Annotated in this window: 20 protein-coding genes; 7 read left to right on the forward strand and 13 right to left on the reverse strand. The window is 73.2% G+C overall.

Annotated elements, in window-relative coordinates; translation table 11 throughout:
• Window positions 1-1,582: 1,582 nt before the first annotated feature.
• Window positions 1,583-3,121, reverse strand: coding sequence for an ABC transporter substrate-binding protein (locus tag JQC91_RS09795; RefSeq protein WP_203286648.1), 1,539 nt, complete (start codon window positions 3,119-3,121; stop codon window positions 1,583-1,585).
• 158 nt (window positions 3,122-3,279) lie between these two features.
• On the opposite strand from JQC91_RS09795, the gene JQC91_RS09800 reads away from it, so the two are divergent.
• The 3 genes from JQC91_RS09800 to JQC91_RS09810 all read left to right on the forward strand — a co-directional run bounded on the left by JQC91_RS09800 (window position 3,280) and on the right by JQC91_RS09810 (window position 8,741).
• Window positions 3,280-3,846: a cupin domain-containing protein gene (locus JQC91_RS09800; RefSeq protein WP_343069946.1), complete on the forward strand. Its 567-nt coding sequence runs from the start codon at window positions 3,280-3,282 to the stop codon at window positions 3,844-3,846.
• On the forward strand, window positions 3,843-6,221 hold the full coding sequence (locus JQC91_RS09805; RefSeq protein ID WP_203286649.1) for an FAD-dependent oxidoreductase: 2,379 nt from the start codon (window positions 3,843-3,845) through the stop codon (window positions 6,219-6,221). The genes JQC91_RS09800 and JQC91_RS09805 overlap by 4 nt, the downstream gene beginning before the upstream one ends.
• 96 nt (window positions 6,222-6,317) lie before the next feature.
• A complete protein-coding gene (locus tag JQC91_RS09810; RefSeq protein ID WP_203286650.1) occupies window positions 6,318-8,741 on the forward strand; it encodes an FAD-dependent oxidoreductase in 2,424 nt (807 codons plus the stop codon).
• 51 nt (window positions 8,742-8,792) lie between these two features.
• Here the strand turns inward: JQC91_RS09810 and JQC91_RS09815 are convergent, their stop codons facing one another.
• From JQC91_RS09815 to JQC91_RS09825, 3 genes are all read right to left on the reverse strand, one after another.
• Window positions 8,793-10,259, reverse strand: coding sequence for a carboxypeptidase M32 (locus tag JQC91_RS09815; RefSeq protein WP_203286651.1), 1,467 nt, complete (start codon window positions 10,257-10,259; stop codon window positions 8,793-8,795).
• A complete protein-coding gene (gene ctaA, locus JQC91_RS09820) occupies window positions 10,256-11,395 on the reverse strand; it encodes a heme A synthase (protein ID WP_203286652.1) in 1,140 nt (379 codons plus the stop codon). Before ctaA ends, JQC91_RS09815 begins: the two co-directional genes overlap by 4 nt.
• 85 nt (window positions 11,396-11,480) lie before the next feature.
• The gene (locus tag JQC91_RS09825; RefSeq protein WP_203286653.1) at window positions 11,481-12,227 is read right to left on the reverse strand and encodes an RNA methyltransferase; all 747 of its coding nucleotides are present in this window, start codon (window positions 12,225-12,227) and stop codon (window positions 11,481-11,483) included.
• 79 nt (window positions 12,228-12,306) lie between these two features.
• On the opposite strand from JQC91_RS09825, the gene JQC91_RS09830 reads away from it, so the two are divergent.
• Entirely contained in the window at window positions 12,307-12,918 is a 612-nt protein-coding gene (locus JQC91_RS09830; protein WP_203286654.1) for a thiamine phosphate synthase, read from the forward strand.
• Here the strand turns inward: JQC91_RS09830 and JQC91_RS09835 are convergent.
• The 3 genes from JQC91_RS09835 to JQC91_RS09845 all read right to left on the reverse strand — a co-directional run bounded on the left by JQC91_RS09835 (window position 12,915) and on the right by JQC91_RS09845 (window position 14,702).
• Window positions 12,915-13,760, reverse strand: a complete 846-nt coding sequence (locus JQC91_RS09835) for a lysophospholipid acyltransferase family protein (protein WP_203286655.1) — start codon at window positions 13,758-13,760, stop codon at window positions 12,915-12,917. The genes JQC91_RS09830 and JQC91_RS09835 overlap by 4 nt on opposite strands.
• On the reverse strand, window positions 13,753-14,439 hold the full coding sequence (locus JQC91_RS09840; protein ID WP_203286656.1) for a GNAT family N-acetyltransferase: 687 nt from the start codon (window positions 14,437-14,439) through the stop codon (window positions 13,753-13,755). Before JQC91_RS09840 ends, JQC91_RS09835 begins: the two co-directional genes overlap by 8 nt.
• An 83-nt stretch (window positions 14,440-14,522) precedes the next feature.
• Window positions 14,523-14,702, reverse strand: a complete 180-nt coding sequence (locus tag JQC91_RS09845) for a DUF3553 domain-containing protein (RefSeq protein ID WP_203286657.1) — start codon at window positions 14,700-14,702, stop codon at window positions 14,523-14,525.
• 23 nt (window positions 14,703-14,725) lie between these two features.
• On the opposite strand from JQC91_RS09845, the gene JQC91_RS09850 reads away from it, so the two are divergent.
• The gene (locus tag JQC91_RS09850; RefSeq protein ID WP_203286658.1) at window positions 14,726-15,340 is read left to right on the forward strand and encodes a histidine phosphotransferase family protein; all 615 of its coding nucleotides are present in this window, start codon (window positions 14,726-14,728) and stop codon (window positions 15,338-15,340) included.
• Window positions 15,341-15,344: 4 nt separating this feature from the next.
• On the opposite strand, the gene JQC91_RS09855 is transcribed toward JQC91_RS09850, so the two are convergent.
• The 3 genes from JQC91_RS09855 to JQC91_RS09865 form a co-directional block, all read right to left on the reverse strand.
• Window positions 15,345-15,866, reverse strand: coding sequence for a gamma carbonic anhydrase family protein (locus JQC91_RS09855; protein ID WP_203286659.1), 522 nt, complete (start codon window positions 15,864-15,866; stop codon window positions 15,345-15,347).
• Window positions 15,863-16,486 (reverse strand): guanylate kinase, encoded by a 624-nt coding sequence (gmk, locus tag JQC91_RS09860; RefSeq protein ID WP_238941504.1) that lies wholly within the window; start codon window positions 16,484-16,486, stop codon window positions 15,863-15,865. The genes JQC91_RS09855 and gmk overlap by 4 nt, the downstream gene beginning before the upstream one ends.
• A gap of 83 nt (window positions 16,487-16,569) precedes the next feature.
• Window positions 16,570-17,430 (reverse strand): YicC/YloC family endoribonuclease, encoded by an 861-nt coding sequence (locus tag JQC91_RS09865; protein ID WP_238941466.1) that lies wholly within the window; start codon window positions 17,428-17,430, stop codon window positions 16,570-16,572.
• Between the two features lie 164 nt (window positions 17,431-17,594).
• Here JQC91_RS09865 and JQC91_RS09870 point away from each other — a divergent pair, with 164 nt between their 5' ends.
• Window positions 17,595-18,155, forward strand: coding sequence for a PAS domain-containing protein (locus JQC91_RS09870; protein ID WP_203286661.1), 561 nt, complete (start codon window positions 17,595-17,597; stop codon window positions 18,153-18,155).
• Window positions 18,156-18,194: 39 nt separating this feature from the next.
• Here the strand turns inward: JQC91_RS09870 and JQC91_RS09875 are convergent, their stop codons facing one another.
• The gene (locus JQC91_RS09875; RefSeq protein WP_203286662.1) at window positions 18,195-19,559 is read right to left on the reverse strand and encodes a 3-deoxy-7-phosphoheptulonate synthase class II; all 1,365 of its coding nucleotides are present in this window, start codon (window positions 19,557-19,559) and stop codon (window positions 18,195-18,197) included.
• A 160-nt stretch (window positions 19,560-19,719) separates the two neighbouring features.
• Here JQC91_RS09875 and JQC91_RS09880 point away from each other — a divergent pair, with 160 nt between their 5' ends.
• Window positions 19,720-20,712 (forward strand): GlxA family transcriptional regulator, encoded by a 993-nt coding sequence (locus JQC91_RS09880; protein WP_203286663.1) that lies wholly within the window; start codon window positions 19,720-19,722, stop codon window positions 20,710-20,712.
• Here JQC91_RS09880 and JQC91_RS09885 read toward each other — a convergent pair.
• Both JQC91_RS09885 and JQC91_RS09890 read right to left on the reverse strand, forming a co-directional pair.
• The gene (locus tag JQC91_RS09885; RefSeq protein ID WP_203286664.1) at window positions 20,709-20,978 is read right to left on the reverse strand and encodes a hypothetical protein; all 270 of its coding nucleotides are present in this window, start codon (window positions 20,976-20,978) and stop codon (window positions 20,709-20,711) included. The two genes, JQC91_RS09880 and JQC91_RS09885, sit on opposite strands and share 4 nt — an antisense overlap.
• A 22-nt stretch (window positions 20,979-21,000) precedes the next feature.
• Window positions 21,001-23,697, reverse strand: a complete 2,697-nt coding sequence (locus JQC91_RS09890; RefSeq protein ID WP_203286665.1) for a glutamine-synthetase adenylyltransferase — start codon at window positions 23,695-23,697, stop codon at window positions 21,001-21,003.
• Window positions 23,698-23,719: the final 22 nt, after the last annotated feature.

Consider the following 23,719-nt stretch of genomic DNA (forward strand, 5'->3'; position numbering starts at 1 on the left):
TCATTGCGTCCATCAATCCAAGGGCGACCGTGCCCGGCGCCCTCGCGCCACCTCGCACCGTTCGCGCGCGGGGGATCCCCAGCGCATTCCCCTCGACCCGCTCGGATGCTCCACCCCCGACCCGGGCCTCGACTCAGCGCCGCCGAGCCTCCTCCTTCGATCCGATCCACGGATACGGCCGCGGTCGATGCGCCCCGCCGATCTGCCTCGTCGGTTCGCGGACGGCCATGAGGTGCGGACGGCGCGCGAGGTCGGTCCGGGCCGCGAGGTGCGGACGGGCCGCGGAGTACGAACGACCGTGACGCTAAGATGGGACATGAGGTGCGGACGGCGCGCGAGGTCGGAAGGGGCGCGAGACGTCCAACGGGGTGCGCGGTCGAAGGGGGTGAGAGAGGCGGGCGGGCTGTGGGGTTACGGACGACCGCGAGGTGGCAGCTGGCTGCGGGACGCGGAAGTTCGAGAGGCCGAGACGGGTCAAGGGATACGGACGGGGCGCGAGTTCGGATAGGGCACAAGGTCGGACAGTCTGCGAGGTCGGAAGGGCCCCGAGGTGAGGAGAGGCGGCAGGGTGCGGACGACCGCGAGGGGCGGACGGGCCGCGAGGTGCGGAGGAGCTCGGGGGCAGGATGGGCCATGAGGTAGGGACGGCGCGCGGAATAGACCCGCGCGCAAGGTCGGTCGGCGCGCTGGATCGGACGGCGCGCGAGAGCGGACCGCACGCAAGGTCGGACGGCGCGCGAGGCCGGATGGGGCATGAGGTCAGACAGGCTGCGGGGTCGGAAGGGCCACGAGGTGGCGACAGGCGATGGGGTGCGGACGACCCCGAGGGGCGGACGGACCGCGAGGCGCGGGGGAGTTCGGGGCAGGATGGGCCATGAGGTAGGGACAGCGCGCGAGATCGGATGAGGCACAAGGTCGGACAGGCTGCGGGGTCGGAAGGGCCACGAGGTGACGACAGGCGGTGGAGTGCGGACGACCCCGAGGGGCGGACGGGCCGCGAGATGCGGAGGAGCTCGGGGGAGGATGGGCCATCAGGTAGGGACGGCGCGGAATAGACCCGCGCGCAGGGTCGGTCGGTGCGCTAGATCGGACGGGGCGCGAGAGCGGACCGCACGCAAGGTCGGACGGCGCGCGAGGTCGGACCGCGCGCAAGGTCGGACGGGGCGCGAGGTCGGATGGGACACATGGTCGGACAGGCTGCGGGGTCGGAAGGGCCACGAGGTGAGGACAGGCGGTACGGTGCGGACGACCGCGAGGGGCGGACGGGCCGCGAGGTGCGGAGGAGCTCGGGGGCAGGATGGGCTAGGAGGTAGGGACGGCGCGCGAGATCGGACCGCGCACAAGGTTGAACGGCGCGCGAGGTCGGACGGCGCGCAAGGTCGGACGGGACGCGACGTGAGGACAGGCTACGGGGTGCGGCCAACCGCGGGGTGCGGATGACCGCGAGAGGCGGACGGGCCCCACCGGGCACGCGGCGCCCGACCGCGGCCCGCGGCGCGACCTCAGGCAGCGGGGCTCGACGCGGGCCGCGGCGCCGCGCTTCCCCGTGCATCGGGGCGCGGCACGGGCCGCGCCCGCGCCGTCACATCTCGATCCAGCGCAGCACCACGAAGTTGTCCGGGCGCTGCACGAGGTCGATCCCCGCCCGCGCGCCCCAGAGCAGCGGCTGCACGTAGAGGGGCACGTAGGCCGTGTCCTCCGCGAGGATCGTCGCCACCTCGTCCAGCATCGCCTGGCGCGCCGCGTCGTCGATCTCGGCTTGGATCATCGGCAGCAGCTCGTCCACGCGCGCGTTCGAGTAGCCGCCGAAGTTCCACGATCCAAGCTTCGCCTCCTCGTCCGGCGTCGCCGCGAGGAATCGGATCGGGTGCTCCGCGTCGAACGTCCCCGGCGACCAGCCCAGCAGGTACATGTCGTGCGCGGGCGAGCGCAGCTCCGGCCAGTACTGCGCGACCGGCATGGTCTCCAGCGTGACGTCCAGCCCGACCTGCTCCAGCATCGCGGTGATCGCCGTGCACACCGCCTCGTCGTTGAGGTAGCGGTCGTTCGGGCATTTGAGCGAGACCTGCGCGCCCTCGGCCCCCGCGCCGGCGATGGCCGCGCGCGCCGCCTCCGCGTCGTAGGCGGGCCGCTCGAGTCCCTCGGTGAAGCCGCGCATCGCGGGCGAGACCAGCTGCGACGCCTCCTCGGCCGAGCCGCGCATCACCGTGCGCAGGATCGCGGGCACGTTCACAGCCTGCGCGATGGCGCCCCGCACCACCGGATCGGCCAGCACGTTCTCGCCCCCGCCGACCAGCGTCCCGGCGTCGTGCGGGAAGCCCAGCATGATGACCCGCGCCTCGATCCCGCGGATCACCTGCACGTCGGGCGCCGCGTCCAGCCGGTCGGCGTCCTGCACGGGCACCGGCTCGATCAGGTCCAGCTCGCCCGACAGCAATGCGGCCACCGAGGTCGCCGCGTTCTGCACCGGGGTGAACACGGCTGTCGTCACGTTGCCCCGCTCCTCGCCCCACCAGCCGTCGAACGCCTCCAGCGTCGTGGACAGCCCCGGCTGCCGCTCGGTCACGCGGTAGGCGCCCGTGCCGTTGGCGTTCAGCGTGGCGAAGTTCCCCGTCTCGATCGCGGGCCGCGTCGCGCCGTTCGCCTCGGCCCAGCCGGAATCCATGATCATCCAGTTGGCGATGCTGTCCGGGAAGATCGGGTTCGGCGCCGCCGTCATGATCTCGACGGTCGTCGCGTCCGGCGCGCGCACCTCCGTCACGCCCGCGAACCACGACGCGGTGTCCGATTCCGGCGACGAGGCCCGCTCGTAGGAGAACACCACGTCCTCCGCGTCGAACGCCTCGCCCCCGTGGAACGTCACGCCCTCGCGCAGGGTGAAGCGCCAGCCCTCGCCGTCGCCGATCGGCTCCCACGCCGTGGCCAGCGCCGGCTCGATCGACATGTCGCGGCCCCGCCGCACCAACCCCTCGTAGACGTTGCCCAAGAGCGAGAAGACCGGCGCCGAGTTCCCCGCATGCGGGTCCAGCGTCGTCGGATCGGAGGTCGCGGCGTAGCGCAGCGTCTCGGCGGTGGCCGGCATCGCGGTCGCCAGCAGCAGGGCGGATAGGGTCAGGCGCATTCGTGTCTCCCGTGTCGGTGCCTCACCGATGGGGCCCCGGTCACGTGCCCGTCAACGCATAGCGCCCGAACCTTACCGAAGCGTGAACGCCGCGCTTGACCGGACCGCGCCGCCGTGAAAATTTCAGGCAAATTTTCACGCAGACGCGAGGAGGGACCGTGCAGACCGAACCGATCGGCGCCGACCTGCGGGCGCTGCGCCGCGCCCGCGGCCTGACCCTCGCGGCCCTCGCCGCGCGGCTCGGACGCTCCACCGGCTGGCTCTCCCAGGTCGAGCGCGACCTCTCCACGCCCGACGCCGCCGACATGGACCGCTTGGCCCACGCGCTCGACGCGCCCCGCTCGCTCCTCGACCCGGTCACGACCGGCGCCGTCGTCCGCGCCGCCGACCGCCGCCCCATCGGCGAGCGCGTCCCCGGCCTGACCGAATCCCTCCTGAACCCCGACCTCACCGACGGGTTCGAGGTCATCCACTCCACCTTCGCGCCCGGCGCCCGCCGCGACGCCCCCGTCGCCCGCGACACCACCGAGATCGCGCATCTCCTCTCGGGCCGGCTCACCCTCTGGCTCGGCGACGACCGCCACGACCTGACCCCCGGCGACACCGCCCGCCTGCGCGGCGAGCCGTTCCGCTGGGCCAACCCCGGCCCCGATCCCGCCGTCGCGGTCTGGATCATCACTCCCGCCATCTACACGCAGCATTCAGTCCAAGGATCGACCCCATGACCGAGACCGCCCGCGTCGTCATCATCGGCGGCGGCGCCGTCGGCACCTCGTGCCTCTATCACCTGGCTGAACGCGGCTGGACCGACTGCACCCTGCTGGAGAAGAACGAGCTGACGGCGGGCTCCACGTGGCACGCGGCGGGCAACTGCCCGACCTACTCCACCGGCCTCGGCATGACAAAGCTGCAGGTCGAGTCGATGCGCCTCTACCGCGATCTCGAGCGCGCGACGGGCACCCCCTTCACCTACAACGTCACCGGCTCCGTCCGCCTCGCCCACACCGCCGACCGGATGCGCGAGTTCGAGCAGGTGGCCTCGTGGGGCCGCAAGCTCGACCTCCCCACCCGCATGATGAGCGTGTCCGACCTCAAGGACGCCTACCCCTTCATGGAGACGCACGACCTCGCGGGCGGCTTCTGGGACGCGCATGACGGCGACGCGGACCCCGCCTCGCTCACCGGCGCGCTGGCGGCGGGCGCACGGCAGATGGGCGCCACGATCCACCGCTTCCGCCCCGCCACGGGCGTGTCGCGCGACGGCGACGAATGGATCGTCCACACCGACAAGGGCGACATCCGCTGCCACTACGTCGTCAACGCGGGCGGCTGCTACGCGCAGCGCATCGGCGAGTGGTTCAGGCCCTTCGGCGGCCGCACCGTCCCCATGACCGTGCTCCAGCATCAATACCTGCTGACCGAGGAGATCCCCGAACTCGTCGAATGGACGAAGGAGCATGGCCGCAAGGTGCCCCTCCTGCGCGACCCCGACGTGTCCTACTACCTGCGGCAGGAGAAGGCGGGCCTGAACCTCGGCCCCTACGAGCGTGGCGGCCAGCCCTACTGGACCGACGGCTCGATGCCCGAGGACTTCTCCTTCCAGCTCTTCCCCGACGACCTCGACCGGCTGGAGCCCTACATCGAGGACGCGATGGCCCGCGTGCCCCTCCTCGGCACAGCGGGCATCAACAAGGTCATCAACGGCCCCATCCCCTACGCCCCCGACGGCCTGCCGCTGATCGGCCCGATGCCGGGGGTGCCCAACGCCTTCGAGGCCTGCGTCTTCACCTTCGGCATCGCGCAGGCGGGCGGCGCGGGAAAGCTGCTGACCGACTGGATCGTCGAGGGCGCGCCCGAATGGGACGCATGGTCCATGGACCCCCGCCGCTTCACCGGCTGGGCCGACCAAGCGGCGGCGGACGCGATGGGCCTGCAGGTCTACCGCCACGAATACGCGATCCACCACCCGCACCACGCGTGGCCCGAGGGCCGCGACAAGCGCCTCTCCCCGGTCCACGACAGCCTGCTGGCGGCGGGCGCGCAGATGGGCGCCTTCGGCGGGTGGGAGCGCGCGATGTGGTTCGCCCGCCCCGGCGACGACACGTCCGAAGCGGCGACCGAGACGTATCAACGCCAAGGCCCGTGGTGGGGCGCGGTGCAGGAGGAGGTGGCCGCCGTGCGCGACGGCGTCGGCGTCATCGACATCTGCGGCTTCTCGCGCTTCAACCTCTCGGGCGAGGGCGCTGCCGACTGGCTCGCCGCCAAGATCGCCACGCGGATGCCGAAGGTGGGCCGCCTCGCCCTCGCCTACCTGCGCGACGGCCACGGGCGCTGCCTGACCGAGTTCTCGATCCTCCGCCACGCGCAGGACCACTTCACCCTCATCACCGCCGCCGCCGCCCAGTGGCACGACTGGGACGCGCTTGCCCACGACCTGCCCAACGGCCTGTCGCTCACGGACCATACGGGCGACTACTCCACCCTTCTCGTCACGGGGCCGAAGTCACGCGACCTGCTCCGGTCCCTGCAGACCGAGGCCGACCTCCACGCCCCGTGGCTGACCCATCAGGGGGCCCGCGTCGCGGGCATCGCCTGCGCCCTCGCCCGCGTCTCCTTCGCGGGCGAGCTCGGGTGGGAGATCCACGCCGCCAACGCCGACATCCCCGCCCTGTGGGACGCCGTGACCGGCGCGGGCGCGCGGCCCTTCGGGATGATCGCCCTCGACTCCATGCGGCTGGAGAAGGGCTGGCTCGCGTGGAAGGCCGACATCTCCAACGATTACACCCTGGAGCAGCTCGGCCTGTCGCGCTTCCTGCGCGCGCCGGACGAGGCCGACACCCGCCTCGTCCTTCTGGAGCACGAGGGCGAGGCCGAGCCGCTCTACATGTCGAACGTCCTGTCGGGCGGCGCCATCGTCGGCGAGACCACCTCCGCCGCCTACGGGCACCGCACGGGCAAGCCGCTCGTGCTCGCCATGCTGCCGGTCGCGCTGACCGAGCCGGGGACCGAGCTGGAGGTCGAGCTCTTCGGCGCGCCGGTCGCGGCACGGGTGCTCGAGGGCCCGGCATGGGACGCCGGGTTCGAGAGGATACGCGCGTGAGAGCGGTCGCCGTGATGCCGCGGCGCGGCGAGACCGGCCGGAATGTCCGTGAAATCCCCGTACGTTTCGTGAAGACCGGGGCCGGAGGTCCGTACGATGCGTGAAGAAGCCCGCGTCGTGATCATCGGCGGCGGCGTCGTCGGCTGCTCGGTCGCCTACCACCTCGCCAAGCTCGGCTGGGACCCCATCCTGCTGGAGCGCAGGCGGCTGACCTCCGGCACCACATGGCACGCCGCCGGCCTCATCGCCCAACTCCGCGCGACGCCCGCCATGACGCGGCTCGCGAAGTACAGCCAGGAACTATACGGCGGGCTGGAGGCCGAGACCGGCATCGCGACGGGATTCAAGCGCGTCGGCTCCATCACCGTGGCATTGACCGACGACCGCCGCGAGGAGATCGCGCGGCAGGCCGGCATGGCCCGCGCCTTCGGCGTCGAAGTCGAGGAAATATCGCCTGATCAAGCCCTTGCGCGCTATCCCCACCTCAACATCGACGACGTGAAATCGGCCGTCTGGCTGCCGAAGGACGGCCAAGGCGACCCCGCCAACATCGCGCTCTCGCTTGCCAAGGGCGCCCGCCAGAACGGCGCGACGGTGCTGGAGAACACCGAGGTCAGGGGCGTTACGAGGCAGAGCACGCGCGTCACCCACGTCCATTGGGCACGTGGCGGCGAGATCGGCACCATCGCCTGCGACCACGTCGTGAACTGCGCCGGCATGTGGGGCCGCGAGGTCGGCGCGATGCTGGGCCACCCCGTGCCCCTCCAGGCCTGCGAGCACTTCTACATCGTCACCGAAGCCATTGACGGCCTTGCACAAATGCCCGTCCTTCGCGTGCCGGACGAATGCGCCTACTACAAGGAGGACGCCGGCAAGATGCTGCTCGGCGCCTTCGAGCCGGTGGCCAAGCCGTGGGGTCCGATCCCCTCCGACTTCGAGTTCGACCAGCTCCCCGAGGACTTCGACCACTTCGAGCCGATCCTCGAACGCGCGGTCGAGCGGATGCCCATGCTGGCCGAGGCGGGCATCCACACCTTCTTCAACGGCCCCGAGAGCTTCACCCCCGACGACGCCTACCACCTAGGCCCTTGTCCCGGCACGGAGAACGTCTGGGTCGCGGCGGGCTTCAACTCCATCGGCATCCAGTCGGCGGGCGGCGCGGGGCTGGCCCTGTCGCAGTGGATGGAGGGCGGCGAGATGCCCTTCGACCTGATGGACGTGGACGTCGCGCGGATGGAGCCGTTCCAATCCAACCGCCGCTACCTCCGCGAGCGCGCGACCGAGACGCTGGGCCTGCTCTACGCCGACCACTGGCCCGCCCGGCAGAAGGCCACGGCGCGGGGCGTCCGCCGGTCTCCGCTCCACCGCGAGATGCTGGACCACGGCGCGGTGATGGGCGAGCTCGCGGGCTGGGAGCGGCCCAACTGGTTCGCCCCGCAAGGAACTGATCCGCAATATGAATACGGCTGGCACCGGACCAACTGGTTCCACGCGCAGGCCCGCGAGCACCGCGCCGTCCGCGAGGGCGTCGGGCTCTACGACATGTCCTCCTTCGGCAAGCTCAGGATCGAGGGGCGTGACGCGCTGGACCTCCTCCTCCACGCCTGTGCCGCCGACCTTGACGTGCCCGTGGGCCGCGTCGTCTACACGCAGATGCTGAACGCGAAGGGCGGGATCGAGGCCGACGTCACCGTCACGCGCCTGTCCGAGACGGCCTTCCTGATGGTCACCCCCGCCGCCACGCGGGTCCGCGACCAAGAGCGCCTGCGTCGCCTGTCGGGCGACCGCGCGGTCACCGTGACGGACGTGACGGCGGGCGAGGCGGTGATGGCGGTGATGGGGCCGAAGGCGCGCGACCTGCTCTCCGCCGTCGTGGGAGACGACATGAGCGACGCCGCGCATCCCTTTGGCACCGCGAGAGAAGTCGAGCTGGGCCTCGGCCATGCCCGCCTCCACCGCCTCTCCTACGTGGGCGAGCTGGGATGGGAAGTCTACGTCTCGTCGGACATGGCCGCCCACGCCTTCGAGACGATATTGGAGGCGGGCGCGGATCACGGCCTGTCCCTCGTCGGCCTGCACGCGATGGACTCGTTGCGGCTGGAGAAGGGCTTCCGCCACATGGGCCACGACATCACCCTCGCCGACCACGTGCTGGAGGCGGGGCTGGGCTTCGCCTGCCGCAAGTCGGGCGGCTTCGTCGGCGCCGACGCGGTGGCGGCCAAGCGCGAGGCCGGGCTGGAGGCCCGAATGCTCCAGTTCAAGCTGGCCGACCCCGAGCCGCTCCTGTTCCACGCCGAGCCGGTGCTGCGGGACGGCGAGGTCGTGGGCCACCTCACCTCGGGCGGCTACGGCCACCATCTTGGGGCGGCGATGGGATTGGGCTACGTGCCCTGCACCGGAGAGACGGTGGCGGACCTGCTGGCGTCCTCTTGGGAGATCGAGGTCGCCAGGACGCGCGTCGCGGCGAAGGCGTCGCTCAAGCCGATGTACGACCCGGCGGGCGAACGGATGCGGGGGTAGATGGGGTGAAACCCCATCCTGCGAGGACCCGTGGGATGGGGTTCTACCCCATCACGGATAGAGATCCCCGAACTTCGCCTCGAGGTAGTCGAGCAGCGGCTCCGCCGACGGGGCCTCCCCCGTCGCGTGGCGGATCGTCTCGACCGGCTCGCGCAGGCCCCCGAACCGCTGCACCCGGTCGCCCATCCAGCGCGTGGCGGGCGACGGGTCACCCTTCGCCAGCGCGTCGTCGATCCCGTCCACGTCGCGCCGGGCGGCGGCCATGAGGCAGCCCGCGTAGAGGTTGCCCAAGGAATAGGTCGGGAAGTAGCCGAACAGCCCGACCGACCAGTGCACGTCCTGCAGGAAGCCGTTCGACGGCTTGTCCACCGCCTGCCCGAAATCGGCCGCGTAGCGGTCGTTCCACGCTGCCTCCAGGTCGTCCACTTGCAGCTCGCCCCGCATCAGCGCCCGCTCCAGGTCGAAGCGCAGCATGACGTGGAGGTTGTAATGCACCTCGTCCGCCTCGGTGCGGATGTAGCCGGTGCGGACCGCGTTCACCGCGCGGTAGAACTCGCGCTCCGACCCCACCCCGATCTCGCCGAACGTGTCGCGCATCCGACCGTAGAGCCAGCCGCAGAACGGCTCCGACCGCCCCATCTGGTTCTCGTAGCTGCGCGACTGGCTTTCGTGCACGCCCATCGACACGCCGCTGCCGAGCGGGGTCATGAGATGCGCTTGGTCGATGGTCTGCTCGTAGGCGGCGTGGCCGACCTCGTGGATCGTCGAGTAGAGGCAGTTGAACGGGTCCGCCTCGTCCACCCGCGTGGTGATGCGGACGTCGTTGCCCGAGCCCGACGAGAACGGGTGGACGGCGAGGTCGATGCGGCCCCGCGCGAAGTCGTAGCCGAAGGCACCCGCGATCTCGGCGGCCAGCGTCAGTTGCGCCTCCTTGGGGAAGTGCCCCGATAGGCGGGGGGCCGGCGCGCCCGCGAGGCAGCGCTCGCGCAGCGCGACCAGCCCGGGGCGCATCGCGTCGAACATCGCGGCCATGTCGGCGGCGACCGCGCCGGGCTCGTAGTCCTGCATCAGCGCGTCGTAGGGGTCGTCCCCGTCCGCCAGCGCCTCGCCCTCCTCGCGGCGCAGGCGCACGACCTCGGCCAGCACGGGCAGAAAGGCCGCCGGGTCCTCGTTGGACCGCGCCTGCGCCCAGACGCCCTGGGCCATGGAGGTGACGCGGGCGATCTCGGTGGCCAGCGCGGCGGGCACCTTAAGGTTGCGCTCGTAGGAGCGGCGGACCTCGCGGAGTTTCGCGGCCCCAACCTCGTCCGCCGGCTCGGCCCCGGCGAGCCATACGCCGATGCGGGGGTCCGTGCGCCGGGCGTGCAGCACCGATTCTAGCGCGGCCGATTCCTCGGCCCGCTGGGGCGCCGCGCCGCGCGGCATCACCGTCTCCTGGTCCCAGCCGAGGCGGCCCGCGACCGAACCGAGGGCTTGGGTCGTGCGGACGTGGTCCATGAGGTCGGAATAGGCGGTCATGGGCGGACGGTCCTCACGGATTGGGCGAGCGGGTAAAGCGCGCGGTGGCGGGCGCGGAGCGTCAGGACGGTGAGCACCACCGCCCCGAACTGGTGGAGGATGGCCCACTGGATCGGCACGCCCTCCAGCACGGTGACGATGCCGAGGACCATCTGGAGGATCACCATGACCCCCACGGCGGCGAAGGCCCCGCGGGTGGCGGCATGGGCCGAGCGGCGGGCGCGCCATGCGGCGTAGAGGGCTAGGGCCACGAGGATGTAGCCGAAGAGGCGGTGGAGGAACTGCACGGTCCCGTGATTCTCGGTCAGGTTCCGCCACCATGGGGAGAGATCCCACATGCCGACGGGGAAGAGGCCGCCATTCATGGTGGGCCAGTCGCGGACCCAGAGGCCCGCGTCGATGCCCGCGACCAGGGCGCCCCAGACGACCTGCCACAGCGTCAGGCCGAAGAGCACCGCGCCCCATGTCGCGAGGCGCGGCTCGGCGAGGCGGCGGGCCTGCAGCAGGTCGGACGCCGGGCGGGCCAGTTGCAGCAGGAACCACGCGATGAGCGACAGGATCACGAAGGCCAGCGTGAGGTGCGTGGCGAGGCGGTAGGAGGCGACGTCGAGCATCGTGCCGGTCAGCCCGGAGGACACCATCCACCAGCCGATCGCGCCCTGCAGCCCGCCGAGGGCGCCCAGCAGCACGAGGCGTCCGGTCCAGCCAGGTGGGACGGCCTTGGCGGCGAGGAGGATCAGCAGGCCCGCGGCCCACACGAGGCCGATCACGCGTCCCAGCTGCCGGTGGCCCCATTCCCACCAGTAGATTACCTTGAACTCCGCGAGGGTCATCCCGCTGTTCTGCAACTGGTATTCGGGGATCTGGCGATACAGCTCGAACTCGACCTGCCAGTCCGCCTCGCTCAGCGGTGGGATCGCGCCGGTGAGCGGCTTCCACTCCGTGATCGACAGCCCCGAGTCGGTCAGGCGCGTCATCCCGCCCACGGCGACCATCAGCACCACGAGGCCGAAGAGCAGCGCCAGCCACGCGCGGACCCAGCCGCGCTTGCCGCGCCGTGCCCGGTCGATGCCGCCCGAGTTGGTCGCGGGCCGCTCGGTGGTGGTGACCTCCTCGAAGATCGCGCGCTTGGCCATGAAAGCTCCGTCCGTCCGTGTCGCGGGGGTCATCTAGGGCGGATGCGGGCGGGATGCACGGGGCGCGTCGGTCGCAGGGCGGGGGTCAGTCGCCCCGCTCCTTCCAGCGCACCATCTGGCGCATCACGCCGTGCAGGATCTGCGCGTCCGTCCGGGTCAGCGGCATCCGCGACCACAGGTTCCGCAACGCGAGCTTCATCGACGGCGCCTTGCCCTCGGGGAAGAAGAACCCCGCCCGGTCGAGGGCCTGCTCGTAGTGGTCGGCCAAGGCCGCGCGCTCGGCCTCGACGGCGAACTCGGTCCCGCCCATCTCCATCCGCGCCCCTTCCATCCCGCGCGACGCGCGGTGCCATTCGTAGGCCATCAGGACGACCGCCTGCGCGAGGTTGAGCGATGGAAAGGCCGGGTTCGTCGGCGCCGCGACGATGGCGTGGGCGAGGGCCACGTCCTCCTTCTCCAGCCCCGCGCGCTCGGGGCCGAAGAGAACGGCGACCTTCTGGCCCTCGGCGATGCGGCGCGCGGCCTCGGCCATCGCGGCCTCGGGGTCCAGCACGGGCTTGGTCAGCGCGCGGTCCCTCGCCGTGGTGGCGACGACCCAATGGCGGTCGGCCACGGCCTCCTCGACGGTCCCGGTCACCATCGCGTCGTCCAAGAGGCGCCCCGCCCCCGATGCCAAGGCCACTGCGCGCGGGTTCGGCCAGCCGTCGCGCGGCCCCACGACCCGCATCCGGTCCAGCCGCCAGTTCCACATCGCGCGGGCGGCGGCGCCCACGTTCTCGCCCATCTGCGGGCGGACGAGGACGAAGGCGGGGGTGGAGGGCAGGTCGGGCATGGGCGCGGCGCCTAGCCCGCCCGCGCTTGCGGGGCAACGGGCGCGCGGCTACGGGACGCCGGACGGACAGGAGGCCCGGATGGACGACACGAACGACGACGGGCCGCAGATCTACCTCGTCACCCCGCCCGAGGCGGACAGCACCCTGCCCGACCGCGTGGCCGCCGTGCTGGACGCGACGGCCATCGCCTGCGTGCGCCTGTCGCTGTCGACCCGCGACGAGGGCCGGATCGTGCAGGCGGCGGACGGATTGCGCGAGGTCTGCCACGCGCGCGACGTGCCGCTGGTCATTGCGGACCATCCGGGGCTGGTGACGCGGCTGGGGCTGGACGGGGTCCACCTGACGGACCCGCGCGGCATCCGGGCGCTGCGCAAGGACTGGGGCGACGATCCGATCGTCGGCGCGTGGGCGGGCACGTCCCGGCACGACGGCATGAACGCGGGCGAGGCGGGGGCGGACTACGTCTCCTTCGGCCCCTTGCGGGGCGTGGGCGACGAACCCGCCGCCGACGCGGACCTCTTCGCGTGGTGGTCCGAGATGATCGAGCTGCCCGTCGTGGCGGAGGGCGGGTTGGACGTCGCCGCCGTCGAGGCGCTGGCCCCGGTGGCCGATTTCCTCGCGGTGGGCGAGGAGGTGTGGGGGGACGATCCGGTGGGCGCGCTCCGGGCGCTCCTGGCGCCGATCCTCTAGGCGAGCAGGCGCCCCTCGGCCTCCAGCCCCGCGCGCACCGCCGCCTCAGCCGCCCGCGCGAGGTCCTTGCGTCCCGCGAACTCCGCCACGCGCAGCGGCGCGTGGTAGGTCACGACCACCCGCCCCTGCCGCCGCGCCGACAGCACCCGCAGCAGCGCGTCGCCGAACCCCATGCCGCCCCACCAGCCGTAGAACCGCGCGTCCGCGCCCGGCGGCGGATGGTAGGCGACCGACACGGGCTGGACCCACGACGTCTCGCGCAGCCCGTCGGCGAAGAGCGAGGCGAAGAGCGTCGGCTTGAACGGCAGCACCCGCACCCCGTCGGTCGAGGTGCCCTCGGGGAAGAAGAGCAGCTTGTGCCCCGCGTGAAGCCGCGCCTCGAACAGCGCCTGCTGCGCGCGCGCCTGCCGGGGGTCGCGCACGATGAAGAGCGTGCCCGTCGCCCGCGCCAGCCAGCCGATGCCGGGCCAGCCCGCCACCTCGGCCTTGGACACGAAGTAGATGCGCTTGGAGGCGTTCAGCGCGAAGATGTCGAGCCACGAGGAATGGTTGGCGACGACGATCCCCTCATGGTCCATCATCCGGCCCCGCACCTCGCGCGGCAGGCCCATCCACCGGAACGCCATCCGGCAGACCCATTGGGTGATGCGCGGCGTCCACGGGCGGTGCAGGCCGTGCAGCGGGCGCTCCACCTGCCGGACCAGCAGCAGGACGAGGAGGCCGCCGAACGTCGTCGCCGCCAGCGGCAGGCCCCGCCGGACCGCGCGCGCCCAGCCCCCGGCGCCCGCGCGGGGCGGGGGCGCGTCGGGGTGCCCCGCCCATGTCGGGTCGCGCTCAGCCAAGGGCCCGCGGGCGCCGGACCCGCGCGAGGTCGAGCACGAGGCAGACGTCGACGGTGTTGAACGGACGGTCCACCCATGCGCCCCGCCCGACCCACGCCCCGGCGCGGAGGTAGGTCTTGATCAGGCCGGGGACGTCCCGCATCGCCGCCGCGTCCGCCGGACCCTCGGGGAACACGGCGGACGGCCCCGTCGCCACCGGACGCAGGGCGCGCGGCGCGAGGGCACGGGCCTCGAGGCAGGCCAGCGCCGGCAGCCGGGGGACCGGATCGGCCCCGTGGAACGAGCCGACGCCCACGAGCACCTCCACGCCCTCCGCGGCGAGGTGGTCGAGCAGCCCCGCGAACATCAGCGCCGCCGCGGCCCCCCCGCGGTGGTCCGGGCGCAGGCAGGTCCGGCCCATCTCGGCCATCCGGCGCCCGCTGGCGCGCAGGGCCGACAGGTCGAACTCCCGCTCGACGTAGAAGCCCGGCCCTTCGCCGCGGCCGATACGGGTGGTGCCCGCCACGCCGTCGCCGTCGCGGAGGATGAGATGGTCGCTATGGGCGTCGAAGGCGTCCGCCTCCCAGCCCGCCGGGCCATCCGTGCGCGCGCCGAGCTCCTCGACGAACACCGCGTGGCGCAGGGCCTGCGCGGCGCGGACCGCGGCGGGGTCGCGTGTGACTTCGAGCGTAGGGTGCATGCCGCGCGCGGAGGTAGCCGTGCCCGTCCGAGGCGGCAACCGCCGGCTTCCGATTGCGTTAACCACTCGTGGGGAAAAGGGTGCTAGCGATCGGCCGAGACGAGGAGGACCTTCGTGCCATCGATTACCTGCTTGCCCGCGTCCTCGAAGTTGACGGTCACCCGCCCGTCGATGCGGGACTGCACCTGCCCCACGCCCCAGTCGGGCCGCGCCGGGTGGCGCACCAGCATCCCCGGCTCGAGGAACCCGTTCAGATCGTCCATCCCTGCCCTCCCGGAGCCGCGCCATGCCCAAGGATAGCCTGCCCCCCGCCGAGGGCGACCCCGTCGACCTCGCGCCGCTCGTGGGGTCGCGGCTGTGCCACGACCTCGTGTCGCCGCTGGGGGCGGTGGCGAACGGCATCGAGCTGCTCGAGCTCGCGGGCCACCGTGGCGAGGAGATCGCGCTGATACGGGGCGCGATGTACGCCGCGCTCGCGCGGCTGCGGTTCTTCCGGCTGGCGTTCGGCGCGGCCGCGCCGGACCAGACGGTCCCGGCCCGCGAGATGCGGGCGATGGCCGCGGGGCTGGACGGGCGCGCGACGGTCACGTGGTCGGAGACGGCGGACTGGCCCCGCCCGGCGACCCGGCTCGCCTGCCTCGGCCTCGCCTGCCTCGAGGCCGCGGTGCCTTGGGGCGGCGCCATCGACGTGACCAGCGAGGCGGACGGGTTCGTGCTCACGGCCACGGCCGAGCGCCTGCGGATCGACGACGCGCTGTGGGACGCGCTGGCGGAGGGCCGCGTCCCACCGGGCTCGTCCGGCGCCGACGTCCAGTTCGGCCTCCTCGTGCAGGCCGCGATCGCGCTGGGCCGCACGATCCGCGTCGACCGCGCGGCGGGGGGACTGACCCTGCGCGTCTGAGCGCTCAGCCGACCGGCGCGAGGCCCCGGCGGAACCGGGCCGCGTTCTCGACGTAGTGGCGCGCGGACGCGACGAGCCCCGCGCGGGCGGCCTCGTCCAACGCGCGGACGGCTTTGGCGGGGCTGCCTACGGCCAGCATCCCGTCCGGGATGTCCTTCCCCTCGGTCACGAGCGCGCAGGCGCCGAGCAGGCTTCCCGCGCCCAAGGTCGCGCGGTTGAGCACGGTGGCGCCCATGCCCACCAGCGCGCCGTCCCCGATGGTGCAGCCGTGCAGCATCGCCTTGTGGCCGACCGTGCAGTCGCGCCCGACCGTGAGCGGGCAGCCCGGATCGGTGTGGAGGACCGCGTTCTCCTGCACGTTCGATCCCGCGCCGATCACGATCGGCTCGTTGTCGCCGCGCAGGACCGCCCCGAACCAGACGGAGGCGCCCGCCTCCAAGGTGACGTTCCCGATGACGTGGGCGCCGGGCGCGACCCACGCGTCGGGGTGGATCGTGGCCGCGAGGCCGTCGAGCGCGTGGATCACGGCTGCCGCTCCTTGAACTCGGTCGCCAGCCCGCGCGTGAACTCCGTGAGCCACGGCTGCCGGGTGGTCTTCATCCGCTCGGCGGTGAGGATCCCCCGCAGCACGGCCTCGGTGGCGTCGAGATCCTCGTTCACGAGCACGTAGTCGTACTCGCCCCAGTGGCTGATCTCGGCCTCCGACTTGGCCATCCGCCCGGCGATCACCTCGACCGCGTCCTGTCCGCGCGCGCGCAGGCGGCGCTCCAGCTCCGCGATGGACGGCGGCAGGATGAAGATCGACACCACGTCGCCCTGAAGCGCGGCCTTGATCTGCTGCGTGCCCTGCCAGTCGATGTCGAAGAGCACGTCGCGCCCGGCCTTCAGCGCCTCCTCCACCGGGGCGCGCGGGCTGCCGTAGTGGTTCCCGAACACCTCCGCGTATTCCAGCATCTCGCCCGCCACGATCATCCGCCCGAACTCCTCCGGGTCGGTGAAGTAGTAGTGCTCACCCTCCACCTCGCCGTCGCGCGGGGCGCGGGTCGTGGCGGAGACGGAGAAGCGCAGCGTGTCGTCCCATGCCATCAGGCGGCGGGCGAGCGTGGACTTCCCCGCGCCGGACGGGGACGAGAGGATCACCGCCATGCCGCGGCGGACCCGTCCGGGGCGGGCGGGCGCGGCGGTGGCGAGGTCGGAGGGCTCGACGGGGTCGGGATGGAGCGTCTGGGTCATTCGATGTTCTGCACCTGCTCGCGGAGGCGGTCGATCACGGCCTTCAGGTCAAGGCCAACGGCGGTCATCTCCGCGTGCTGGGACTTGGCGCAGAGCGTGTTGGCCTCGCGGTTGAACTCTTGGGTGAGGAAGTCGAGGCGGCGGCCGACGGGCGCGTCCTCCGCGAGGAGGGCCCGCGCGGCGTCCACGTGGGCGGCCAGACGGTCGAGCTCCTCGGCCACGTCCGCGCGGACGGCGAGCGCGGCCACCTCCTGCGCCACGCGCTCGGGCTCCATCCCCGCCGCCTCGACGCGGGCGAGGGCGGCCCGGAAGGCGGACGCCATGTCGGCCGACCTCGGTCCGACGAGCGAGGCGGCCCGCGCGCGCAGCGCGGCGATCTCGTCCACGTGGCCGGCGCAGGTCGCGCGCAGCGCCGTGCCCTCGCGGGCGCGGTCGGCGTCCCATGCCGCGACGAGGTCCTCGAGGTCGGACTTCAGCGTCGCGAGGTCGGGGGCCTCCGCGTCCTCGCGCGCGTCCCACACGCCCCGCAGCCCGAGGAGGTCGGCGGCCGTCGAGGGGGCGAGGCGGACGCCCGCCGCATCGGCCGCCTCCTCCGCTTGGGCGAGCGCGGCGGCGGCAGCGGCCAAGGCGTCGGGGTTGGCGGAGGGCAGGCTCGTCCCGCCGCCCTGCCCCAGACGCAGCGCGACGGTCACGTTCCCCCGCGCGAAGGCGTCCTTGAGGCGCGCGCGGACCGTCGCCTCGAGCCCTTCCACCTCCGCGAGCCGGAAACGGAGGTCCGCCCCGCGCCCGTTGACGGAGCGCATCTCCCACCGCCGCCCCGGGCGGTCCAGTGCGGCATAGCCGGTCATCGACTTCATGCGCCGGGCCTACGCGCCCGCGGCCCGACAGGCAACGTCCCGCCGATGGAAGGGGCGAATCGTGGCGGGGCCCTGCCCTCGCCCCATTTTCGGGCCTAGCGTGCCAGCGGGCGAAGATCGGCGGCAAGCCGACGGGCGTCCGGGGCACGGGCACGGGGACCGACATGAGCGAGATCAGCACCATCGGGGGCGGCGAGGTCGTGGACCTTGCGACGGCGCGGGCGCGGCGGATGCCGGACGTCCTGTCGCGGCTTTGGCGCGTATGGAACCGCCTCGCGGGGCCGGACGGCGTCCCGTTCCGGGGCGACCTGACCCCAGACGCGCTGGGGGACCTGATGCCCCATCTGCTGTTCGCCGACCACGTCCGCCCCGGCTGCACGCGCGTCGCCGCCGCCGGAAGCGCGTGGGACCTGCCGCCCGGCGGCGCGACCGGCCTCCCCGTACGCGCGTTCTTCGACCTCGGGGACCGCGACCCGGCGGCGGCGCTCGTGGAGCGCGCGTTCGACGGGCCGTCGACGGTGGACCTCAAGCTGCGCGGCGCGCGGATGCTGGTGCTGCCGCTGCGGGGCGAGACCGGACGGGCCACCAAGGCCGTTCTCGGCCTCAGCGTGTCGGCCTACGGGCCCGAGGGCCGCTTTGAGCTGGATGGCCACACGGTCACGCGCCTGGACGCGCCCCCGAAGGTCGAGCGCCCGGCGCCCCAGCCGCTCCGCGTCGTCGGCTAGGCGAGCGGCGCGTCCCGGAGGCCGCGCCGCCCCGGATCGTCACGACGCGGCGCGCTGCCGCTCCTCGCGCAGGCCCTGCAGCTCCTCGGCGACGAGGAACGCCAGCTCCAACGACTGCGAGGCGTTGAGCCGCGGGTCGCAGGCGGTGTGGTAGCGGTCCGACAGATCCTCCTCGGTCACCGCGCGCACGCCGCCGGTGCATTCGGTCACGTCGGCGCCCGTCATCTCGAAATGCACGCCGCCGGGGATCGTGCCCATCTCGCGGTGGGTTGCGAAGAACTCGCGCACCTCCTGCAGGACGGCATGGAAGGGCCGCGTCTTGTAGCCCGTCGCCGACTTGATCGTGTTGCCGTGCATGGGGTCGCAGGACCAGACGACGTTCGCGCCCTCGGCCTTAACGGTCTCGATCAGGCGCGGCAGGTGCTCGCCCACCTTGCCGGCGCCGAAGCGCGCGATCAGCGTCAGGCGGCCCGCGTCGTTCTCCGGGTTGAGCTTCGACATCAGGACCTTGAGGTCCTCGGCCGTCGTGGTCGGCCCGCACTTCAGCCCGATGGGGTTCAGCACGCCCGACGCGAACTCCACGTGCGCGCCGTCCGGCTGCCGGGTGCGGTCGCCGATCCAGATCATGTGGCCCGAGCCGGCCAGCCAGTTGCCCGTCAGGCTGTCCTGCCGGGTCAGCGCCTCCTCGTACTCCAGCAGGAGCGACTCGTGGGAGGTGTAGAAGTCGACCGTCGACAGCTCGGCGTTGTTGTCGGCCGTCAGGCCCGCGGCGGTCATGAAGTCCAGCGTGTCCTGGATGCGGCTGGCCATGTCGCGGTACTGCGCGGCGCGCGGCCCCTCGGTGAAGCCGAGCGTCCACGAATGCACTTGGTGCACGTCCGCGAAGCCGCCCTTGGAGAAGGCGCGAAGCAGGTTCAGCGTGGCCGCCGCCTGGGTGTAGGCCTCGAGCATCTTCGAGGGCTGCGGGATGCGCGCCTCGGGCGTGAAGGGCAGGTCGTTGATGATGTCGCCCCGGTAGGAGGGCAGCTCGACACCGTCCACGGTCTCGGTCGGGGCCGAGCGCGGCTTGGCGAACTGGCCCGCCATGCGGCCCACCTTCACCACCGGCACCTTGGCCCCGAAGGTCAGGACCATCGCCATCTGGAGCATGACCTTGAACGTATCGCGGATGCCGTCGGCGCTGAATTGGTCGAAGGACTCGGCGCAGTCGCCGCCCTGCAGCAGGAACGCCTCGCCCCGCGCGCAGGCCGCCAGCTCAAAGCGCAGGGTCCGCGCCTCGCCCGCGAAGACCAGTGGCGGGTAGCGGCGCAGCTTGGCCTCGGCGGCCTCCAACGCGGCGGCGTCGGTGTAGTCGGGCATCTGCACCCGCGGCTTCGCTCTCCAGTCGGACTTGGTCCAGCCCATCGCACCCTCCGGTCATCTCCCCGCGCGTCCCGTCCGCGGGCGGTCCGGGCGGCCCTACCTCAAGCGGGGCGAGGCCGCCAGCGCATCGGCTTGACGCGGCCCCCGTCGGGGTGTGGAGGTGACAGTCGCGGCGCAGGGGGGCCCGCGAAGGAGACTGGGCATGGCGGAGACCACGCGGCGGCGGGACGGCGGACCCAAGCGGTTCCAGTTCGTGCTCTTGGACAACTTCACCCTCCTCAGCTTCTCCTGCGCGGTCGACGCGCTCCGGCTGGCGAACCGCCTGTCGGGCAGCGCCCTCTACGAATGGACCCTCCATGCCGAGGGCGGCGGGACCGCCACCTCCAGCGCGGGCCTGGCGCTCGTCGTCGATCACGATCTGCCCGAGGTCGGCCGCGACGACGTGGTGATGCTCGTCGCGGGGACGGAGGTGCAGGCGGCGACCACGAAGCGCCTCGTCTCGTGGCTCCGGCGCGAGGCGCGGCGGGGCGCAACCGTGGCGGGTCTCTGCACCGCGGCGCATACGATGGCCGCGGCGGGCCTGCTCGACGGCAAGCGGGCGACGATCCACTGGGAGAACCAGGACAGCTTCGCCGAATCCTTCCCCGAGGTCGACATCACCAAGTCGGTGTTCACGATCGACGGGCGCACGATGTCGACGGCGGGTGGCACCTCGTCGATCGACCTCATGCTCAAGCTCATTGCGGACGACCATGGCGAGGACCTCGCCGGGGCGGTGGCGGACCAGCTCATCTACTCGTCCATCCGCACCGACCAGGACACGCAGCGCCTGTCGATCCCCACGCGGATCGGCGTGCGCCATCCCCGCCTGAGCCAAGTCATCAAGGAGATGGAGACCAACATCGAGGAGCCGGTCTCGCCCTCCGTCCTCGCGGCGGAGGTGGGCATGTCGACGCGGCAGCTGGAGCGGCTGTTCCGGCGCTACCTCAACCGATCGCCCAAGCGGTACTACATGGACCTTCGGCTCGGGAAGGCGCGCAACCTGCTGATGCAGACGGACATGTCGATCATCAACGTCGCCCTCGCCTGCGGCTTCACGAGCCCGTCGCACTTCTCCAAGTGCTACCGCGCGCATTACGGCACGACGCCTTACCGCGAACGCGGCGCGCAGGCGACGAAGGTCGCGGCGACCTAGCCGCCGCCCAGCCGCCCGGCCCGTCCGCCCCGGCGCGCGGGGCGCGGCCCCTCCGCCAGCCCGTCCCGCAGCACCCGCGTCATCGGATGGTCCGGCGCGCCGTATCGCGCGAGCAGGCGCGGGATCGCCTCGCGCGGCGGAGCAGCGAGGCTAAGGGCCCAGTCGAGGAAGATCGAACGGCATTCCTCAATGGTAATGCCCTCGATGTTGTAGGCCTCGCGGACGAGGCCCTTCGGGTCGTCCCCGTCCGTCTGTGCGTCGATCATGCGGGGGCCTCCTCGCGCGCAGTTAGTCCGCGGCCCCCGCACGGGCCAGCGCTCGCGCGATCCGACCCGCCGCGTCGGCGCGGCGCGCGTCCGTCTCCGCCATCAGCGCGTCCGGTCCCGACATCCCGAGCCGGGCGGCCGCGAAGCGCAGCCCCTCGGCCCCGTCCTCGGGGTCGGCGAGGCGCGCGAGCTGCCGAATCCGGGCCTCCCGCAGATGGGTGGCGGCCAGCGCCTCGCGGTCGGACAGATCAAGCCAGCCCTCCTCCGCCAGCTGCGACGGCACGTCCCGCGCCGCGATCCGGCCGCAGAGCGCGTTGGCTTGGGCCGCCAGCTCCACGTCGCGGGGCCCGCCCGGCCCCTGCCCCGCCGCCGCCAGCCGCGCGCGCATCTCGGCGAGCCCCGCGAGGACCGCCGCGCGGTCGATCCGCGCGCCCTCCCCGACCTGCCCGAGCGCCTCCGCGCGCGCGGCCTCCGCGGCCGCCCTGGTCGCGTCGTCGCCCGCCACGGCCCGCGCGCGCGTCAGCGCGAGTAACTCCCAGACCCACGCCTCCTCGGCCTGATACCGGCGGAACGCCGCGAGCGAGGTGGCCACGGGCCCCTGCCGCCCCGATGGGCGCAGGCGCAGGTCCGCCTCGTAGAGCCGCCCCTCGGCGGTGGGCGCCGTCAGCGCGGTGACGAGGCGCCGCGTCGCCTTGGCCGCCCACGCGGGGGGGCCGAGGGGCCGGGCGCCCTCGGACTCGCCCCCCCCCTCGAAGAGCACCACGAGGTCGAGGTCGGAGGCCGCCGTCATCGAGGCCGGCCCCAGCGACCCCATAGCCAGCACCGAGGTCCCGAGCCCAGGGATGCCCCCGTGCTGGTGCGCCACGTCCGCCTTCGCGGCGTCCCATGCGGCGCGCACGGTCGCCTCGGCCAGCGCGGCGTAGGCCCGGCCCGCGGCCCCGGTGTCGGCGAGGCCGCGCAGGAGATGCACACCGACGCGGAAATGCGCCTCCCGGTGCCAGCGGCGCAGCCCGTCGAGCGCCTGCTCGAAGTCGCCCCCGGCGGCGGCGCGGGCCTGCGCCGTCAGCACCGGCACCCCCGGGAGGGGATCGAAGAAGGAGCCGTCGAGCACCGCGTCGAGCACCCGGCTGTTGCCGCCGAGGAACCGCGCCAAGGGGGCCGAGGCGGAGGCGACGTCGATCACGAGGTCCACCAGCGCGGGGTTCGCCTCGAACAGCGCCATGACCTGCACCCCGGCGGGCAGGCCCCGGAGGAACCCGTCGAAGGCCGCCGCCGCCGCCTCGGGCTGGGGCGCGCCGGCGAGGCGGGAGAGCAGCATGGGGCGAAGGCGATCGAGCGCGGCGCGGGCCCGGTCGGACCGGAAGGCCGGATAGGTGTCCCAGCGGGCGGCGACGGCGGGGTCGAGGGTGGTCGGCGGGGGCGCGGCCGGGGCGGGACGGAAGAAGGGATCGACGACCTCCGCGACCGCCTCCATCCGCGCGGCGAGCGTCGCCTCGAACCCCGGGTCGCCCAAGAGGCAGCCGAGCCGCCGCAGCCCCTCCTCGCCGTCCGGGATGCGATGGGTCTGCGCGTCCCGCCGCATCTGCAGGCGGTGCTCGACGTCCCGAAGCAAGGGATAGGCCGCGCGGAGCGGTCCCGCCGCCGCCGCCTTCACCAGCCCCGCCGCCTCGAGCCGGTCGAGCGCGTCCAGCGTCCCCCGCACGCGCAGCGACGGATCCCGCCCCCCGGCCACGATCTGATGGGTCTGGGCGAAGAACTCGATCTCGCGGATGCCGCCGCGCCCCAGCTTGGCGTCCCGGCCCGGAACGCCGGTGTCGACGGGCGCGTGCGCGTCGCGGATGGCGAGGCGCATCGCGTGCGCGTCCTCGATCGCCGCGAAGTCCAGATGCCGCCGCCACACGAACGGCGCCATGCGCGCGATGAACGCCTCGCCGCCCGCGACGTCGCCCGCGCAGGCCCGCGCCTTGATCCAAGCCGCGCGCTCCCACGTCCGGCCCATCGCCTCGTAGTAGCGCTCCGCCGTCTCCATCGGCAGCACGAGGGGCGTCGAGGCGGGGTCGGGCCGCAGCCTGAGGTCGGTGCGCAGGACGTAGCCCTCGGGGGTCGTCCGCGACAGCGTGGCCACCATCGCGCGCGCGGCCGCCACGTGGGCGGAGCGCACCGCGGCGTAGTCGGGCGGGTCGTGTCGCCCCTCGTCGAACAGGAGGATGAGGTCCACGTCGGAGGAGTAGTTCAGCTCCCCCGCCCCCATCTTCCCCATCGCGATCACCGCGGGGCCCGGATCGTCGGCGGGCAGGCGCCCCCGCGCGATCTGGGCGGCGACCGCCGGACGCAGGGCGGCGGACACGGCGGCATCGGCGAAGGCGGTGAGCGCCAGCGTCGTCTCGGCGAGGGACCATGCGCCGCCGAGGTCGCAGAGCGCCGCGAGCAGGTGCATCCGCCGCTTCGCGCGGCGGAGCGGAGCGTCGGGGGGGCCGTCGATCGCGTCGATCCCCCCGAGCAGGGTCGACAGTTCGGCATCCGGGTCCGCGTCCCACAGGGCGCGGACCCACTCGCCCTCGACCCGCAGGAGGCCCGCGAGATAGGGCGCGGACCCCGCCGTCCCCTCGACCAGCGCCCGCGCCTCCGGCGGTGGCGCGAGCGTCGCGACGGCGTCCCGCCCCGCCTCCGGATCGAAGGGCAGCGGCGCGCGGGTGAGGCGGGAGAGGAGGTTGCCCATCGTCCCACGGTCGGGCACCGAC

Source organism: Jannaschia sp. Os4 (assembly GCF_016820245.1).
GTDB lineage: Bacteria > Pseudomonadota > Alphaproteobacteria > Rhodobacterales > Rhodobacteraceae > Jannaschia.

Excerpts from the sequence above, each read along its gene's own strand:
- JQC91_RS09850 (WP_203286658.1), top strand. The coding sequence starts at position 14,726 with ATGCCCAAGGATAGCCTGCCCCCCGCCGAGGGCGACCCCGTCGACCTC.
- JQC91_RS09880 (WP_203286663.1), top strand. The coding sequence starts at position 19,720 with ATGGCGGAGACCACGCGGCGGCGGGACGGCGGACCCAAGCGGTTCCAG.
- gmk (WP_238941504.1), bottom strand. The coding sequence starts at position 16,486 with ATGGCGGTGATCCTCTCGTCCCCGTCCGGCGCGGGGAAGTCCACGCTC.
- JQC91_RS09815 (WP_203286651.1), bottom strand. The coding sequence starts at position 10,259 with ATGACCGCCTATTCCGACCTCATGGACCACGTCCGCACGACCCAAGCC.
- JQC91_RS09875 (WP_203286662.1), bottom strand. The coding sequence starts at position 19,559 with ATGGGCTGGACCAAGTCCGACTGGAGAGCGAAGCCGCGGGTGCAGATG.
- JQC91_RS09810 (WP_203286650.1), top strand. The coding sequence starts at position 6,318 with ATGCGTGAAGAAGCCCGCGTCGTGATCATCGGCGGCGGCGTCGTCGGC.
- ctaA (WP_203286652.1), bottom strand. The coding sequence starts at position 11,395 with ATGGCCAAGCGCGCGATCTTCGAGGAGGTCACCACCACCGAGCGGCCC.
- JQC91_RS09845 (WP_203286657.1), bottom strand. The coding sequence starts at position 14,702 with ATGGACGATCTGAACGGGTTCCTCGAGCCGGGGATGCTGGTGCGCCAC.
- JQC91_RS09885 (WP_203286664.1), bottom strand. The coding sequence starts at position 20,978 with ATGATCGACGCACAGACGGACGGGGACGACCCGAAGGGCCTCGTCCGC.
- JQC91_RS09840 (WP_203286656.1), bottom strand. The coding sequence starts at position 14,439 with ATGCACCCTACGCTCGAAGTCACACGCGACCCCGCCGCGGTCCGCGCC.
- JQC91_RS09865 (WP_238941466.1), bottom strand. The coding sequence starts at position 17,430 with ATGAAGTCGATGACCGGCTATGCCGCACTGGACCGCCCGGGGCGGCGG.
- JQC91_RS09825 (WP_203286653.1), bottom strand. The coding sequence starts at position 12,227 with ATGCCCGACCTGCCCTCCACCCCCGCCTTCGTCCTCGTCCGCCCGCAG.
- JQC91_RS09870 (WP_203286661.1), top strand. The coding sequence starts at position 17,595 with ATGAGCGAGATCAGCACCATCGGGGGCGGCGAGGTCGTGGACCTTGCG.
- JQC91_RS09830 (WP_203286654.1), top strand. The coding sequence starts at position 12,307 with ATGGACGACACGAACGACGACGGGCCGCAGATCTACCTCGTCACCCCG.
- JQC91_RS09805 (WP_203286649.1), top strand. The coding sequence starts at position 3,843 with ATGACCGAGACCGCCCGCGTCGTCATCATCGGCGGCGGCGCCGTCGGC.
- JQC91_RS09890 (WP_203286665.1), bottom strand. The coding sequence starts at position 23,697 with ATGGGCAACCTCCTCTCCCGCCTCACCCGCGCGCCGCTGCCCTTCGAT.
- JQC91_RS09795 (WP_203286648.1), bottom strand. The coding sequence starts at position 3,121 with ATGCGCCTGACCCTATCCGCCCTGCTGCTGGCGACCGCGATGCCGGCC.